Here is a 16054-nt window from a genome sequence, read left to right on the forward strand (position 1 = left end):
CACCTCAATATTTTTCTCTTACAAATTTTCTTTGAAGAAAAGTTATAAACAAAATAATAAAAAATAATATCAATGCTAATGCTGAAGCATATCCCATATTTCCATATTCAAAAGCATTTTTATATATATAATAAGAAATAGTTATATTTCGCATATTTTTTATAAGAAAATAAATTTGATCAAAAACTTGCATACTTCCAATAGTTCCCATTATTATCACAAATAAGATTTGAGGTCTTAACATAGGAATAGTTATTTTCCAAAAAACTTTTGACGGTGATGCTCCATCAATTCTGGCTGCTTCATATATAGAAGTTGGAATATCTTGTAATCCTGCTAAAAATGTAATCATAAAATATCCTGCTGTTGTCCAAATATTCATTACCATTATAGCCGGTAGTGCTGTATTAGGATTTTCTAACCATGCAATTGGTTGAAATCCAAATATGGATAAAAATCTATTTAAAATTCCTGGACGCGAATATATCATCCAAAAAATCATAGAAATTGCTGCAGAAGATGTTATAGAAGGAATAAAAAATGTTGCTTTAAAAAACTTTACCCCTTTTATCTTTGAATTTGCAGCTACAGCTAATACAATTGCCAACAAAGTTTGAACTGGAACCACTATTAAAGCATAAAAAAACGCATTAAATAATGATATTCTAAAATACTGATCGTTAAACATTCTTTTAAAATTTTCTATTCCTAAAAAATTAGGTATATATTTTTTAAAATATGAGCCTCCTTTTTTTAAATAAATAGACATAAAGTCAGCTATTTTCATTTCTTTATCTAATTCACCATGAAGAAAGTCGTTTAATAATTTATTGGTATCAAAATACTGTTTTATCGTTTTTTCTTTATTATCATCAAGATTTATTCCTACATCAGATTTTATAAAAGTCATCAAATCAAAATAATCTTTTATTTCATCCACAGAATTCACATCATCTTTAAAAATCCCTAAATGAAATTCTAAAGTTTCTTGAGGATTAAAAGTCACTTCTAAATTTCTGGCATTTAAAGGATTATAATCAGTAAAACTATAATAAAAAGCTGCAAAAATAGGATATATAGTAAAAGTAATTATTGATATAATAATTGGTGCTGAAAACAAATATCCAACTAATGCCTCTTTGGTTTTCCATTTTAATTTCACAATATCACCACCTTTACATTTAGAGGGGGAAAATCCCCCTCTAAATTACTGACCACTAATCCACTGAGAATAATTTTCTTTTATTTGATTTAATGCTTCATCTAAAGTAATTTTATTATAGAATAAATCTTTTAATCTTGAATTAATTTGATCATTAGCAATAGAAAAAATACCTGTTGGTGTTGGAACACTCCATGGATGAGCATATTCTGCTCCTTTATAAAATGGAATTTTCATCGGATCTGTATCTTTAGCTGCTAAATCTTTTCTTGAAGCAAGCACACCAGCTTTTTCGACAAAAATTTCTTGACCTCTTGTTACTAAAAATTTTAATACTTCCCATGCTTCTTTTTTATGCTTTGATTCTTTATTTATAGACCATGAAACTGTATAAACCATTGTAGATTTTTTTATTAAAGACGGCATTTCTACAACACCTATTTTCTTATATACATCAGGATAAGACCCTTTTAAGAAACCTAACGACCAAGGCCCAGACATTCCCATAGCAACTTTTTCTTTACCTAAAGCTTCACCTATCCATCCTGCTCCAACTGTTTGAGGCTCAACCGCTACTCCGTATTTTATAACTAAATCAATATAAAATTTAAGACCAAATTTTGATGCATCTTCATTTAAAGCAGTATTTAAATTTTCATCTACTAATCTTCCATTTGCACCTAAAATAAATGGTATAACTCTATTAAAATCAGCTGCTAAAACCATAGGTGTTTTAAAACCTTTTCTTTTTAGCTGTAAGGCTTTATCTAACAAATCAAACCACGTATCATTACTTGTGGGATATGAAACACCATATTTATCAAAAATTTCTTTATTATAATACAATGCTAAAGTTGAAAAGTCTTTAGCTATACCATATATCCTATTGTTATATTTAAATGCATCAACTAAAGTTGAATAATAACCACTTAAATCAAAATTATCTTTTTTAATATACAAATCTAATGGTAATAAAACATTTTTTGAAGCAAATTCTTGAAAAAAATATACATCAACATAAAAAATATCTGGTGCTGTTCCTGCAGATAATCTTGTTTTTAATGTTTCTAAATAGTTACCTGGAATTGGCTCCCAAACCACTTGAACATTACTATGTGTTGAATTAAATTCTTCAACCCCTGCCTTAATTGCTGACTCTTCATCTGGATTACCTGGCCATCCCGAAATCTTTATAGTTGTTACTGCAAATAAAGTAGATACTACAAACAACACCAATACTAAAACTAATACCTTTTTCATAAAAAATCCCTCCTTTTAAGTAATGAAATCGATTACATTTTTCGACACAAAAACTATTTTTTAAACTTTAATGTACTTTCTCTAATTGAAATATCAACTGGGATAATAATATTTTTTACTTTCTTACCTAATGATATTTCATGAATCATTTTCGCTGCATTATAACCAACCTGATAAATATTTTGATTAATAGAAGTAATTTTTAATATTTTAGATGAAGACAAATCGTCAAATCCAACAAGCGGTAAAAAATAACTTTTTTCTGTCATATAATCAAATACTCCATATGCCATTAAGTCAGAACCACAAAATATTCCATCGTAATTTTTTATATTAATTTTTTTTATAATTTCATATCCTGATTTTTTACTGAAATCTCCATAGACTATATCAACATTAACATTAAAATCAGTTTTAGCATTAAGTACACCATTTAAACGCTGATAAGTAACTGCTGGACCAAGATTACCACTAATATATAAAATATTTTTACATCCAATTTCATTTAAATGTTTAATTCCTAAATAACCCCCTAATTCATTGTCTGGATCAACAAAATAAAAATTATTTCTATTATTCCGTCCTATTACTACAAAAGGAAAATTTATTGAGTTTAAGAATTCTACTCTTTCATCATTGTCTTCTAAATCTGTAATAAAAAAGCCACTTACCAAATTACTTTTTATAAGTTTCTCATATTGATTAATGCAATGCTTTTCTGAATGTGAATCTACAACTAACTTTAATTCATGATGAAAAAAATACTCTAATATACCATTTAAAAAAGGATTTGTATACGAATTGTATTCAGGAATATTATTTCTCAACATTAAAATACCAAACAAATTTGAAGAACGTTGTCTTAATGATTTAGCACTATAATCTGGTTCATAACCATATTTTTCTATTATTTCTAAAATTTTTTCTCTTGTTTCTTTCTTCACTTTAGAAGAATTATTTATTACCCTTGATACTGTGGCAACTGAAACTCCTGCTAAATTAGCTATATCCTTTATTTTCATACTATACACTCCTTTTGTAATCGATTACATTATCATTATATCAAAAATAATAAAAAAATTAAACCTTTATATTTTAGAGTTAATAGTCTTTACTTATTATTAGAATTTGTTATTATCTATTATGAACTTTTTTTAAAAAAATGCTAAAATAAACACCCTTTTAATAAGGGTGTTTATTTTTTATTTTATAGGAGTATTTTTAAATGCTTCATCCAACACTTTATTTAAATTTTCATAAAATTCTTTACCTTGCTTTCCTAATTGCTCTATCAAATATGATTGTTGTTGCAATAATGAAAATGCTGTTTTTGGATTATATATTAATACGGAATGATATTCTATTCTTCCAGCTTTCATAACATAATACTTCGCAACAACTTCTGCACCTGTTTGAATTGTTTTAGCAAAATTCGAACTAACATTTTTAAATACATTATTAGCTACTGAGACAACTTTGTCATTATCTGTCCCTGTTGACGCACTTTGCAAAACACCTTGAGCTCTTTGTTGAAAATTTGCAACTACTGAATTTAAATATCTTGATAATTGTTCTCTTGCATCTTGCTCTGCTTGAGTATACATTACAGATCCCATTCCAGGAGCACCTTCAGCTATTCCATCAAAATATAAAAGAAATCCTTCTTTTTTAAGTTCTTTTAATTCTGGTCCTTTGCCTGACTTTTTAAACTCTATAACTGCTTCTTTAGGAATTTCAGCAATCTTCACACCATCAATATCAAGTGGTTTAAAAGGATATGTTAAAGAATTATATAAAAACAATCCACCTAATAACAACGCTATAATGCCTAATCCTACACCTGTCCATAATACAATGTTATTATCCATAAAATCCCCTCCTTTATAATTTGCATAAATTTGGTTAATTATTTATATATAAAATTATATCATAAAAATATACATAATACAATTAGGATATTGATTTTTTATGATTTTTTCGATATAATAATTCGGAAAACTAAATAATGAGGTGATAAAATGAATCGAGCTTTAAAATTATATTTTATAATTAATGCTATAATGGCCTATTCTTTTATAACTATTTTAATTTCTCCTATGTTTGCTAACAAATTAGGATTAACTGTATATGATGCTGGAATGGTTTTTTCAACTGTTTACGGAATACAAGCTATTTTAACCTTTTTGCTAGGTCATTTTTTTGAAAAGAGATCTCCAAACTATGGATTAGCTCTAGGAAGATTTCTTTTTGCTATTGGAAATTTAATTTTAGCATTTGCTTTTAATTCAGTGATATATTTAATTGCACAGATATTAATAGGAAGTTTTGATGTTTTTTCTCCTTTAATAAGTATGTATGAGAGAGCTATTGTTCCTCCAAAAAAACGTGAAAATTTTTATAAATATTTATTAATAATTTCTGAAGGAATAAAAGTTTTTTTATATTTACCTTTATTGTTTTTTATAGACTATAATAACACTTCTTTGGTTTTTTATAGAAATGTTTTTCTTTCAGTATTTCTTTTTAATATGATATATACATTTTTTATACTAAAAATCCTTCCGTTTGTGAAGAGTGGAAGTGATTTACATAAAGACCATATAAATATACACAAACCTAATATAAGAAAATACATTACTGTATTAATAAACCAAATAATATTTTTTGCTAACTTTGGTTTTGGAAGCTATTTAATAATTTCATACTATGTAAAAGAGGTATTAAATGGTGATTCGAAAATCATGATTATTTATGAAATTGTATTTTCATCGACTGTTTTAAGCTCTATACTGTGGAGAAAATATATTAAACTAAATAATGAAAATAGATTAATATTGGGAACATTTGTTATGGCATTTTTTTATTTTTCACTTTTATTTAAAGGTTGGTTCTCTTTTTACTTATCTCATATAATTTTAGCAAGTGGTTTTGTGTTATGGTTTTCTTCAAAAGAACCTTTAAAACAAGAATATGCACCTGTCAATTTTGGGAGATATGAAGGAATATTCAATGGTGTAAATCTATTCTCAAAGATTTTCACTCCTGGTTTAGCTGGGTTTATTGCTTTTAAATATTCCTATACTACCGTTTTTGTTATATCTTTCATTGTATTATTAATTAATAGCATTATTACTTTTTTAGGATTAAAAAAAGGTTAAACTATTTCTAGGCTTCCGATAATGGAAGCTTTTTTTATTTGAAAAAAAAATAAATTCAGAGTATAATTAAAATGGAGGTGATAATATGAAAAAAATTATATTTTTAGTTTTCTTATTGCTGTCAATGTATGTGTTTTCAAAAAATATAGAATTTAAATCTTTTAATACCTATTACACTGAACATAAAATATACTGGAATTCTGAAATATCCCATGAAGGAAGCGTTTTATATTATTTAGATTTTACAAATGAAGAATTACCTCATGAAATGACATTCATTACAGAATATCAAAGTGTTTTAATTTCTGGAGAAAAAAAAGGTTATATATACCATTTAAAAGTTACTGCTAAAAATATTGATAGAGAATATTTAGGTGAAAGTGATGAAGCAACTTTAATCATATACGATGATGATGAAGAACCTCTAAGAATAATCGGGTCAAAAGTAGAAAATACTGATGATAAAAAAATAATACATTTTATTTTAAGAAATGTTTCAAGTAAAACTATTGTTAATTTTGAGATTAGGTATTGGGGACTTGATATATTAGGTAATCCCATAAGAATAAATAGAAGATCACTGCTAAAACACATTGAGAATAATGTAGAAATTCGACCTTTCGATTTTTATGATTTATATATTGAAGTTTTTAATGTTAAAAATTTAAAATTCTCTAAAGGGATTATATGGTACATCAATTTTTCAGATGAATCTTTTTGGGAAAAAATTGTATATTAACTAAGAAAAGCCCTTAAAACGGGCTTTTCTTAATATATGTTATTAGGGTTTGAAAGAAATTCATCCTTAAACTGCATAAATCTATCTTCTTCAATTGATTTTCTAACTTCTTTCACAAAATTAATCAAAAACCTCAAATTATGTATACTTAACAAAACTTTCCCTAATATTTCATCTTTTCTAATTAAATGATGTATATATCCTCTAGTATGATTTTGACATGCATAACAATCACATTTATTATCAATAGGCTCTGTCGAATATTTCCATTTTCCTGCTTTAAGGTTTACTTTCCCGTCCCACGTCATTGCAGTTCCATGTCTTCCCATTCTTGTGGGAAGAACACAATCAAACATATCCATGCCATTTTCTACTGACATTAAAATAATAAGTGGTGTTCCAATTCCCATTATATATCTCGGTTTATTTTCAGGTAATTTGGGTCCAGAATGTTTTAATATTCTTTCTGTTTCATTATAGTGCTCCCCAACAGATAATCCACCTAAAGCATATCCATCGAAATCAATCGAAGTTATTTGCTTCAAACTTTTGTCTCTTAAATCCTCAAAGAAACCACCTTGAACAATTCCAAATAATGCTTGATCCTTTTTTATATGAGAATCAAAAGAACGTTTAGCCCATTCATATGTTCTTTCAACAGATTCTTCAACATACTTTTTTTCCGCCCCTGCTTCAACACATTCATCAAAAGCCATTGCTATATTTGAACCTATTATCATTTGAATTTCCATCGATTTCTCTGGGGTCATCATTATTTTTGAGCCGTCAAGAGGAGATCTAAACAAAACCCCTTCATCCGTAATTTTTCTATCTCTTAAAGAAAACACTTGAAATCCACCACTATCTGTTAATATCGGTCTATCCCAATTCATAAAATTATGAAGTCCTCCAACATTTTTTAAAACTTCTAGTCCCGGTCTTAAAAACAAATGAAAAGCGTTTCCAAGAATAATTTCAGCCTCAATATCTTTCAAATCAGAATTTTTCAATGTTTTAACAGTTCCATTAGTTCCAACTGGCATAAAAACTGGTGTTTCAATTATTCCATTAGGTGTATATATTCTTCCTCTTCTAGCATTTGATTTTTTATCTTTGTGTAATAATTCATATCTTAGTGGTTTGTTATCAAACATCAAATATCCTCCTGTAATCATATTTTTTTTCTTCACTTAGATTTCTTATTTTTAAAATTAGATTATCAGTTTCTACAATGAATTCTTTAATATCTTCAATTAATGATTCTTTATACTTACCCTCTTTTAAATATTGCAAATTATCTTTTACAAGGGTTAAGCCCGACTGCATTGTTGCCCATGCATAATATCCAGTAATAATCGAATCAGATAATAAATTTTGATTTCCATATTTTGCTATAACATAAGAATTGTTTAAAATTTCATATCCACATTTTGCAATTTTATATGCTGTCTCAATACTGTTTTTTGTGGATTCTTCTATTAACTCCTCATCCTTTAATTTTAAAGCTTCTTTGAATTTTTGGTAAGCTTTAACATCTTCATCAGCCAATTCTAATAATCGTTCTTTACATATAATAAAACTTTCTAATGCTTCTTCTAAAATTGTTTCATAATCTTCTAATCCTTTTTTATTAATTGAATATTTAGAAACCATACCTCCTAAGGAAGAGGATAATGCACCACAAATAGCCGCTAATGCCCCACCACCAGGAGTTGGAGTTTTTGAATCTAATTCATTAGAAAAATCTATTATTTTCTTTTCTTTTATCATGGGTTTCACCTCCTTGAAATCTTTTTTATATATTAATTATAACAGAAATTTCTTTAAAAAAGTAAAATCGGGATGATTTTGTGATAAAATTTAAATAAAGAGATTTGGATAAAGGGAGGAATAAAAATGTATAGAAAAATAACTGAAGCAGCTAATTTTATTAGTTCTAAAACTGATATAAAACCTTTATTAGGACTAATTTTAGGATCTGGCCTTGGATATATAGCTGACGAAATACAAGATCCTATTATTATTGATTATAAGAATATCCCACATTTCCCTCAATCAACAGTTACAGGTCATGAGGGGAAAATGGTTATAGGTATACTTGAAGGAAAACCGGTAGTTGCTTTAAAAGGAAGATTTCATGCTTATGAAGGTCATGATTTAAAAAATATTATTTTTCCTATTTATGTTTTTAAAGAACTTGGAGTTGAAGGTTTAATATTAACAAATGCTGCTGGTGGTGTTAATAGAACTCTAAAACCTGGTGATATTGTAGCAAATATAGATTTTATAAATTTTGCTATTAAAAACCCATTAATTGGTCCTAATCTTGAGGAATTTGGGCCAAGGTTTCCTTCAATGGCTTCTCCAATTGATAAAAAATGGTTGAAAAGAATTGAAGAAAAGTCTTATGAAAAAAAAGTAAAAATTGAAAAAGGAACTTACTGCTGGATGATGGGACCATCATACGAATCACCAGCTGAAATAAAAATGTTAGAGAAATTTGAAGGAGATTTAGTAGGAATGTCAACTATGCCAGAAATTATAGCTGCAAATCATTGCGGAATTAAAGTTGTTTCTTTTTCAGCTGTAACTAATATGGCTGCAGGTATACTGCCTCAACCACTTAATCATAAAGAGGTTATGGAAGTTGCTGAAAGAATAAAACACAAATTTGCTAAAGTTGTAAAAATAGCTATAAAAACTTATTGAGGTGATAAAATGATTAGAATTATGGAATCTATAGTTGGTGAAATTAATAAAGCTAAAAATATTTTAGTTGTTGGACATATAATGCCTGATGGCGATGATATAAGCTCTGTTTTATCTTTAACAATGGGTCTAGAAAAAATAGGTAAAAATGTTAGAGGCGTTATAGATTGGGAAATACCTGGTTACTTAGAAGAATTTCCAAATGTAAAGGAAAAAATAAAATCTTATGATTGTGTAAAGAAATTTCCAGCTGAATTAATAATTTCTGTTGATGCATCTTCTCCAGACAGAATTGGTAGAATTTATGATCACTTTAAATTTGCTCGTAGTATCGTAATAGATCATCACGCTACAAATACATATTTTGGAAATATAAATTGGGTTGATAAATTCGGGGCTACTGCACAAATGGTTTTGAGAATAAATAAGATGCTTGAAGTAAAATACGACAAAGATTTGGCTACTGCAAACTTATTAGGAATTGCAACGGACACAGGATTTTTCAAATATTCTAATACAGATGCTACTGTATTTAAAGATGTTGCGTGGCTTGTAGACAAAGATGGAGATATTGGATTTATTAGCAATTTGATACTTGAAAATAAACCTTATGAACATTTGTTATTATATAAAGATTTTCTTGATGAAATGATATTGGAAAAAAATATTGCATATTCTCACATAACTTTGGAAATGCTAAAAAAATATAATATTTTACCTAAAGATTCTCCTTCTTTTGTTGGAGATTTAAGATCTATAAAAGGTGTAGAAGTTGCAATTGTTTTTTCTGAAGCTGAACCAAATGTTTATCATGTTAGCATGAGATCAAAAGATTGGTTTGATGTGTCAAAAGTTGCAGTTCACTTTGGTGGAGGAGGACATCCAAGAGCTGCAGGGTTTAGTTTTAAAACAACTGACTTAAAAAAATTAGAAAATAATGTTGTTGAAACTATTAAAAATTTAATGGAGAGTTATAAATGATATATTTATTTATAATGTTTTTATGGATTGGTTTTATTGGTTCATTGAATGATTTATCTATATTTTTAGGAATTATAATAACTATACTCATAGTAAAAATTTCAGAAATATTCTTAAAGTCTGAGATTTATGGTTTTGTCGAACTTTTTATATCTGCAATAGGAAAAATTATTGATATGTATAAAATGACTTTCAAATCGTTACTTTTTTTATTTAAAAAAAGTTATTGTGGTTTAGTACCTATAAATGTTAAGAATAAAACTGACGCAGAAAAAGCTGCTATAGCAAATTGCATTACCCTCACTCCAGGCACAATGTTCGTGTTAGAAGAAAATAATAACCTCATAATTCACAAATTCGATAAAACACCTGATAATGCTCATTCATCTAAGAATGTTTGGAGAGGTGAATTGTTCTGATTTATACAATATTAAATATATTAATCCTCTTGACTTTAATATTAATGATAGTTAAATTAATCATCGGTCCAACAGCCTGGGATCGAGTTTTGGCATTTTCTTCTATGTCATCAAAAATATCAATTATTTCTTTAGTATATGCAGTTATAAATAATTTTATTGTGATGATTGATATTATTATTATATTTTTAGTTTTAAACTTATGGGGAGTAGTTATCATTTCTCGTTTTTTAGAAAGAGGTAGAAAATAATGTTTAGTAATATGTTAATTATCATAGGTGGAATATTAATATTCCTTGGAAGCATTGGAATGATAAATCAAAAAGATTTATATACTAGAATTCAATTTGGAGGTATCTCTGACACTGTTGGCACTTTCACAGTGCTAATAGGGTTAGCTCTAAAAAATCAGGAAATAATCTTTAGATTTATAATTATCGGATTATTAATTTTACTGATAGGTCCTGTTTTATCTCATGCTATTGCTCATAGTGCTGCACATAATAAAATAAAGGTGAGAGATAATGATTGAACTATCATTAATAGAAAATATTTTTTTTATTTCTTTAATAATATTGGCTTTTATTATGCTTTTTGTAAAAAAATATATCAATGCCATACTTATATATGCTGCTTTTGGAACAATCTTATCTGGAATTTTTTTTATTTTTAATGCTCCAGATGTTGCTGCTGTACAAATGACAATAGGATCTGCTTTTATTATATTTGTTTATATCATTGCAATAAAAACAAGATCAAAAATAAAAGTTGGATATATTGAAACGCCCTATCTTTTTGAAAATCATAATGGCAATTTATTAGGTTTTGAAAAAGACTTATTAGATTATTTCTCGGAAAATTCATTCTTTGAAATAGAATATATACCTATAAAAAAAGATAATATATTAGAGTATATCAATAATAGTGAATTTGATATAATCGCTGGTGGAATAATAATTGAAAATAACAAAAATTGTAATTATTTACACTCTAAAGAATATTTACCAACAAAGTTATTTAAATATGAAGGGGTAATTTCTAAAGAATATGATTCCATTATTTTAAATAAAAAAAGCAATCAAAAACTTATTGATTATTTACACTTAAAAGAATATTTGAGAAAAAATCCTTATTTAAAAACAGAAGAGTTTTCTAACGCTGGATATATAATTATTTTTTCTAAAAATAACAAATTTTTAAAAGATGAATTTAATAGATTTTTAAAATCTTTTTTAAACACTCAAGAATATAACGCAATGATTCGGAGGAATATAGGATGAAAAAAAAGATTTTTTCTTTAATAACTTTATTATTGCTTTTTTTTCTATTATATATTGAAACTCCAACAAAAATAACTAGAAATCAACATTATGGTGTTAATATTTTAAATGAAAATGGATCTTTAAATATTGTTTCTGCGATTGTTTTAGATTACAGATTTTATGACACTTTTTTTGAGATATTAGTATTTACAGTAACAATAATTGGTATCTCTTATTTCATGAAATTTTTTAAACCAAATAAATCAGAATTTTCGGAACCATCTGTAGTTTTAAGAATTTTTGCTCCTGTTATGTTTCCAATTACTTTATTATTAGGATTTTATAACACTCTTACAGGTCATTTATACCCAGGAGGTGGTTTTAATTCTGGCATTATACTCGGAACCGGAGTGCTTTCACTAGCTTTGATAAAAAAATATGAAGATATCGAAGAAATATTTGAGAAATCAAAAATAGAAGAAATAAAGGTTTTAATTCCTTTGTTTATTATTGTTTATGCTATTATAGGTAAGATGTTTTTTGGTGAATATTTCATCAATTTTTTCCCAAAATTTCATCCCGGAAGCATTTTTAGTGGAGGAAGTGCTATAATGTTAAATTCTTTTATAGCTTTCGAAGTTTTTGGTGGTTCTTGGACTATTCTCTATCAGTTTATAAAACATAGGGGGTTGCTTTAATGAAATTATATTTTATTTATTCCTATATAATTATAATTCTAGGATTCTTGGGCCTCATTTTAAAAAAAGATTTAATAATGAAATTATTCTTTTTAAGTATATTTCAATCAGGTATTCTTTCATTTTTTGTTATTTTAGCTTATGATAAAAATATTCCAATTATTACATCTAACATTGTAAAAGAAACTGCTGATCCATTAATTCATTCTTTTTTATTAACTGTTATCGTTATAGGTTTTGCCACAATATCACTTTCATTAGTATATATAATGATATTAGCAGAAAAATTTAAAACACACAATATAGATGCAATTGAAGAGGAGTTAGAAAAATAATGGCTATATTGTTAATATTAATTCCTATATCGCTTGGAATTTTATCTTATATTTTCAAAACTTTTCATAGAAAAATAGGTTTTACTGCTTATTCAGTTTTAATGATTTTGAACACGTATTTAACCTTTTTTGGTAAAGAAGAGAGAATATTTCCAGGTGGTTGGAATCGACTAACAGGAATAGAAATATATTTTCCTAAAGAAATGTATGTTTTAGCTTTCTTTTTTAACATCATGATGTTGATTATCTATTGGAGATCAGCTAGAAGACATAATCATATTTTTACTGCTTTGTGGTTAATAATAAATGGGACTTTAATAGGAATTTTAACTTCTGAAGATTTTTTTAATACGTATGTTCATTTAGAATTAATATCAATATCTTCGTTTTTGCTTATTGGATTAGGAAGAAATGGAAGAAGAATATGGGCTAGTTTAAAATATATGATATTAAGTTATATTGGCTTAAATTTTTATTTATTAGGCGTTGGATTAATTTATGCCCAAAGTGGTAGTTTAAACCTTCATGTTGCTTTTTCTAATAAACCAAATCCGCTTGCTGTTTCATTTATTGTAACAGGATTGTTAGTAAAAAGTGGTATGCTGTTTTTAGCCGCATGGCTTCCAACAGCTCACTCAGAAGCTTCATCAGAAATTTCTGCAGTATTATCAGGATATATTGCTCCAATTGGGACATATGTATTATATTCTTTTTCTTTATATGATGGTTTTTATAATGAATCGAAAGAAATATTATTAATTTATGGATTTATATCATTGATTTTAGGTGGATTTTTAGCCTTTTTAGAAAATGATTCAAAAAGAATTCTTGCTTATTCTACTATTTCTCAAATGGGTTTAGCAATGATTATTATAGCTGAAAAAAAAGAGATGTTTATTATATTTTTTATATTACATATGCTTTATAAATCTTTAGCTTTTTACAATGTTGGTCGAATATATGAGAAGACCCATTATAGGGATTTATCTTTACTAAAAAAAGTAAAAAATTTTGATATAAATAAAATATTAGCTATATTTAGTATTTTAGGATTATCTGGAATTTTTCCTACTCATACTTTTTTTATAAAAGAAAATATAGGTATTCATAATGAACTAAAAATTTTATTGTATATTTCTTCTTTTACAACAGCTTTTTATTCCATAAAATTAATTTCAGCACTAAAAATTTCTAAAAAATTATATTACACATTTCTTATAATACCTGTATTACCGTTATTAAATTTTTTACCTAAACATTTTACTATAACTGATATTGGTATTTCAATTTTAACTGTAATTACAGCTATATTAATTTCTAAATTCAAAATAGATAATTTCAAAATAAAACTTAATTATCTAGAAAATTCCTTGCTTATCCAAATTTTTTCTATTATTTTAGGTTATTATATAATAAAATTTCTATAATAAATGGTTTTTGGAAGGAGGTAAAATATGAAAAGAGTTTTTCTTTTTGTTTTATTAACATTTTTCTTATTTTCTATTTCATTTTCTGCTTTAATGAAGTCGGTGGATGGTAATACCGTTAGAGTTGATATTATTGAAATCAAAGATGGAAATATTACTGTAAAATTATTTAATCAAATATATACAGTTCAAGAAAATAACGTATTATATATTTCTTTTGATGAAAAAACAACAGCTGACTATGGTGTTATTATTGATGATAAACTTTTTTCTGGAAAGCTAACATCCTATGCATCAAATACCGCTAATATCCAAATGAATATCGGCGAATTTATACTAAAAGATGTTTCAAAATTAAAATTTGTTAATTTCTCAAACCCTAATGTACCTAATATAACATGGTTTAGAGAAAAACAGCCCCAAAACCTAGAAATAGCTTTAGGTGATGATTATACAGAAATAAAAGGGAATATTTTTGAAGCCAAAGATAATCAATTGTTTCTGAATATACCTATATTAGGTCAAGGTGTTTTAAATTTAAATGTTATAAAAAGCATATCTTATCCTAAATTTGAATTTAAAGAGCCTTATACTCTGAGATTATTCAATGGTTATGAATTTAAATATGTCAATTTTTTAAAAAAAGTTAATGATTACTATTTTTTTGATTTAGGATATGGAACATTAAGCTTATTTAATTCTTCTATTTTTGGCTTTTCTGGAGGAATGGAAAATCCAGAAACAAAATATACTTATTTCATATTAAAAAATGGAATGAAGTTTTTTGGCGATATTACTGGAAGCGATGAGAATAATCTAAATGTAAGTAGTATTTTTGGAGATCATAAAATTACAAAAGATTCCATTTTAACCTATGCAAAGGTTCCAGAAGGAAATATAATGCTAGTAGTTTCAAATGATGAAATTCTATTTGGTGATTACACAAAAGAGAATAGAAAAATTTCTTTTAGTCCATATAATAATGGAAATATTGATTTAATAACAATTAATAATAATAAAGAGAAAGAAAGTATTTTAAGTTCTCCTACTGAAAATTGGAGCTTAAAAAGCAATGTTATTAATAAGTCTATAGCTTTAAGTAATTATAATCTAATTTCTTACGGTAATAATAAAATGGTAATAATAGTTTCTTCTATAACTAAAGAGGTTTATGATACGTATAACCATGATTCAAATATTACTGCATTAGCTTTTGATGATGAAAATCAACTTTTATATTCTGGAGATGAAAATGGAATATTAAACGTTTATAATCTTATCACAAAAAAAATTGACTATATTTTTGACTTCAAAAATACAATTAAATATTTAATTTCAAAAAATAAAGTTTTGTATGTAGCTTTGCAAAATGGAGAATTACACGCAATAACAGGTGTTGAAGATAAATTAATCACTAAACTTGAAGATGAAATAACTAAAATAAGTGTAAATGATAGAGCTATATATGTTTCCTTAAAAGATGGAAAAGTTTTAAAAATTGATAAATTCAATGGAAATATTATATGGGATAAAACTTTTGACAGTTCAATTACTGATATTTTATTATTAAAAAATGATAAATATCTAATTGCTTCACAAATAGATGGTAAAATATATATTTTAAATATTGCTAATGGTGATACTATTACCTCTTTTCAATCATTTAATGGAGTTTATAATATTTCAGTATCTTTATTAGAAAAATACTTTATTATATCTGGAAAAAATGGGAAAATTGAGATATGGAATAGCGGCAATTTAAACAAATTATCTGAAGTAGAATTAGGGAAAGACATATTGTATTCACTAGTAGATAACACTGGAGATGTTATATTTCTATTGAAAAATTATTCTATAAAATCTTTGAAATTATTTGAATATTAATTTAAGAAAACGAGCGGTAT

General features: G+C 26.2%; 18 protein-coding genes. 12 read left to right on the forward strand and 6 right to left on the reverse strand.

What is annotated here, in order from left to right:
• Positions 1-4: 4 nt before the first annotated feature.
• The 4 genes from ACYQ44_RS01895 to ACYQ44_RS01910 form a co-directional block, all read right to left on the reverse strand.
• The gene (locus ACYQ44_RS01895) at positions 5-1162 is read right to left on the reverse strand and encodes a carbohydrate ABC transporter permease (protein WP_459994800.1); all 1158 of its coding nucleotides are present in this window, start codon (positions 1160-1162) and stop codon (positions 5-7) included.
• Positions 1163-1207: 45 nt separating this feature from the next.
• Positions 1208-2422: an ABC transporter substrate-binding protein gene (locus tag ACYQ44_RS01900; protein WP_459994801.1), complete on the reverse strand. Its 1215-nt coding sequence runs from the start codon at positions 2420-2422 to the stop codon at positions 1208-1210.
• A 53-nt stretch (positions 2423-2475) separates the two neighbouring features.
• Positions 2476-3444, reverse strand: coding sequence for a LacI family DNA-binding transcriptional regulator (locus tag ACYQ44_RS01905; RefSeq protein ID WP_459994803.1), 969 nt, complete (start codon positions 3442-3444; stop codon positions 2476-2478).
• 180 nt (positions 3445-3624) lie between these two features.
• A complete protein-coding gene (locus ACYQ44_RS01910; protein WP_459994804.1) occupies positions 3625-4290 on the reverse strand; it encodes a hypothetical protein in 666 nt (221 codons plus the stop codon).
• Between the two features lie 150 nt (positions 4291-4440).
• On the opposite strand from ACYQ44_RS01910, the gene ACYQ44_RS01915 reads away from it, so the two are divergent.
• Together ACYQ44_RS01915 and ACYQ44_RS01920 are read left to right on the forward strand one after the other, a co-directional pair.
• Positions 4441-5580 carry an MFS transporter gene (locus ACYQ44_RS01915; protein ID WP_459994805.1) on the forward strand — a complete coding sequence of 380 codons (1140 nt, stop codon included), beginning with the start codon at positions 4441-4443 and terminating at the stop codon, positions 5578-5580.
• Between the two features lie 85 nt (positions 5581-5665).
• Complete coding sequence (locus ACYQ44_RS01920) at positions 5666-6319, forward strand: hypothetical protein (protein WP_459994807.1); 654 nt, start codon at positions 5666-5668, stop codon at positions 6317-6319.
• 29 nt (positions 6320-6348) lie between these two features.
• On the opposite strand, the gene tgt is transcribed toward ACYQ44_RS01920, so the two are convergent.
• Positions 6349-7473, reverse strand: a complete 1125-nt coding sequence (tgt, locus tag ACYQ44_RS01925; RefSeq protein WP_459994808.1) for a tRNA guanosine(34) transglycosylase Tgt — start codon at positions 7471-7473, stop codon at positions 6349-6351.
• The gene (locus ACYQ44_RS01930) at positions 7466-8089 is read right to left on the reverse strand and encodes a cyclodeaminase/cyclohydrolase family protein (protein ID WP_459994809.1); all 624 of its coding nucleotides are present in this window, start codon (positions 8087-8089) and stop codon (positions 7466-7468) included. Before ACYQ44_RS01930 ends, tgt begins: the two co-directional genes overlap by 8 nt.
• Before the next feature lie 126 nt (positions 8090-8215).
• On the opposite strand from ACYQ44_RS01930, the gene ACYQ44_RS01935 reads away from it, so the two are divergent.
• From ACYQ44_RS01935 to ACYQ44_RS01980, 10 genes are read left to right on the forward strand one after another with little or no spacing between them, the layout of a single operon-like run.
• Positions 8216-9028 carry a purine-nucleoside phosphorylase gene (locus tag ACYQ44_RS01935; protein ID WP_459994810.1) on the forward strand — a complete coding sequence of 271 codons (813 nt, stop codon included), beginning with the start codon at positions 8216-8218 and terminating at the stop codon, positions 9026-9028.
• A gap of 9 nt (positions 9029-9037) precedes the next feature.
• Positions 9038-10009 carry a DHH family phosphoesterase gene (locus ACYQ44_RS01940; protein ID WP_459994812.1) on the forward strand — a complete coding sequence of 324 codons (972 nt, stop codon included), beginning with the start codon at positions 9038-9040 and terminating at the stop codon, positions 10007-10009.
• Entirely contained in the window at positions 10006-10428 is a 423-nt protein-coding gene (locus tag ACYQ44_RS01945; protein ID WP_459994814.1) for a Na+/H+ antiporter subunit E, read from the forward strand. The genes ACYQ44_RS01940 and ACYQ44_RS01945 overlap by 4 nt, the downstream gene beginning before the upstream one ends.
• 44 nt (positions 10429-10472) lie before the next feature.
• Positions 10473-10679 (forward strand): monovalent cation/H+ antiporter complex subunit F, encoded by a 207-nt coding sequence (locus ACYQ44_RS01950; protein WP_459994816.1) that lies wholly within the window; start codon positions 10473-10475, stop codon positions 10677-10679.
• Positions 10679-10960, forward strand: coding sequence for a monovalent cation/H(+) antiporter subunit G (locus ACYQ44_RS01955; protein WP_459994817.1), 282 nt, complete (start codon positions 10679-10681; stop codon positions 10958-10960). Before ACYQ44_RS01950 ends, ACYQ44_RS01955 begins: the two co-directional genes overlap by 1 nt.
• Positions 10953-11708 (forward strand): transporter substrate-binding domain-containing protein, encoded by a 756-nt coding sequence (locus tag ACYQ44_RS01960; protein ID WP_459994818.1) that lies wholly within the window; start codon positions 10953-10955, stop codon positions 11706-11708. The genes ACYQ44_RS01955 and ACYQ44_RS01960 overlap by 8 nt, the downstream gene beginning before the upstream one ends.
• Positions 11705-12388, forward strand: coding sequence for a hydrogen gas-evolving membrane-bound hydrogenase subunit E (gene mbhE / locus ACYQ44_RS01965; protein ID WP_459994820.1), 684 nt, complete (start codon positions 11705-11707; stop codon positions 12386-12388). The genes ACYQ44_RS01960 and mbhE overlap by 4 nt, the downstream gene beginning before the upstream one ends.
• Positions 12388-12723, forward strand: a complete 336-nt coding sequence (locus tag ACYQ44_RS01970; RefSeq protein ID WP_459994821.1) for a cation:proton antiporter subunit C — start codon at positions 12388-12390, stop codon at positions 12721-12723. Before mbhE ends, ACYQ44_RS01970 begins: the two co-directional genes overlap by 1 nt.
• Positions 12723-14150, forward strand: coding sequence for a complex I subunit 5 family protein (locus tag ACYQ44_RS01975; protein WP_459994822.1), 1428 nt, complete (start codon positions 12723-12725; stop codon positions 14148-14150). Before ACYQ44_RS01970 ends, ACYQ44_RS01975 begins: the two co-directional genes overlap by 1 nt.
• Positions 14151-14177: 27 nt before the next feature.
• Positions 14178-16034: a WD40 repeat domain-containing protein gene (locus ACYQ44_RS01980; protein WP_459994823.1), complete on the forward strand. Its 1857-nt coding sequence runs from the start codon at positions 14178-14180 to the stop codon at positions 16032-16034.
• The last annotated feature ends 20 nt before the right edge of the window (positions 16035-16054 follow it).

The sequence above is a fragment of the Marinitoga arctica genome (genome assembly GCF_054657315.1).

What these genes read in the sequence shown, in the direction of transcription:
- ACYQ44_RS01900 (WP_459994801.1), bottom strand. Translation starts at nt 2,422, where the DNA reads ATGAAAAAGGTATTAGTTTTAGTATTGGTGTTGTTTGTAGTATCTACT.
- ACYQ44_RS01905 (WP_459994803.1), bottom strand. Translation starts at nt 3,444, where the DNA reads ATGAAAATAAAGGATATAGCTAATTTAGCAGGAGTTTCAGTTGCCACA.
- ACYQ44_RS01910 (WP_459994804.1), bottom strand. Translation starts at nt 4,290, where the DNA reads ATGGATAATAACATTGTATTATGGACAGGTGTAGGATTAGGCATTATA.
- ACYQ44_RS01915 (WP_459994805.1), top strand. Translation starts at nt 4,441, where the DNA reads ATGAATCGAGCTTTAAAATTATATTTTATAATTAATGCTATAATGGCC.
- ACYQ44_RS01920 (WP_459994807.1), top strand. Translation starts at nt 5,666, where the DNA reads ATGAAAAAAATTATATTTTTAGTTTTCTTATTGCTGTCAATGTATGTG.
- tgt (WP_459994808.1), bottom strand. Translation starts at nt 7,473, where the DNA reads ATGTTTGATAACAAACCACTAAGATATGAATTATTACACAAAGATAAA.
- ACYQ44_RS01930 (WP_459994809.1), bottom strand. Translation starts at nt 8,089, where the DNA reads ATGATAAAAGAAAAGAAAATAATAGATTTTTCTAATGAATTAGATTCA.
- ACYQ44_RS01935 (WP_459994810.1), top strand. Translation starts at nt 8,216, where the DNA reads ATGTATAGAAAAATAACTGAAGCAGCTAATTTTATTAGTTCTAAAACT.
- ACYQ44_RS01940 (WP_459994812.1), top strand. Translation starts at nt 9,038, where the DNA reads ATGATTAGAATTATGGAATCTATAGTTGGTGAAATTAATAAAGCTAAA.
- ACYQ44_RS01945 (WP_459994814.1), top strand. Translation starts at nt 10,006, where the DNA reads ATGATATATTTATTTATAATGTTTTTATGGATTGGTTTTATTGGTTCA.
- ACYQ44_RS01950 (WP_459994816.1), top strand. Translation starts at nt 10,473, where the DNA reads ATGATAGTTAAATTAATCATCGGTCCAACAGCCTGGGATCGAGTTTTG.
- ACYQ44_RS01955 (WP_459994817.1), top strand. Translation starts at nt 10,679, where the DNA reads ATGTTTAGTAATATGTTAATTATCATAGGTGGAATATTAATATTCCTT.
- ACYQ44_RS01960 (WP_459994818.1), top strand. Translation starts at nt 10,953, where the DNA reads ATGATTGAACTATCATTAATAGAAAATATTTTTTTTATTTCTTTAATA.
- mbhE (WP_459994820.1), top strand. Translation starts at nt 11,705, where the DNA reads ATGAAAAAAAAGATTTTTTCTTTAATAACTTTATTATTGCTTTTTTTT.
- ACYQ44_RS01970 (WP_459994821.1), top strand. Translation starts at nt 12,388, where the DNA reads ATGAAATTATATTTTATTTATTCCTATATAATTATAATTCTAGGATTC.
- ACYQ44_RS01975 (WP_459994822.1), top strand. Translation starts at nt 12,723, where the DNA reads ATGGCTATATTGTTAATATTAATTCCTATATCGCTTGGAATTTTATCT.
- ACYQ44_RS01980 (WP_459994823.1), top strand. Translation starts at nt 14,178, where the DNA reads ATGAAAAGAGTTTTTCTTTTTGTTTTATTAACATTTTTCTTATTTTCT.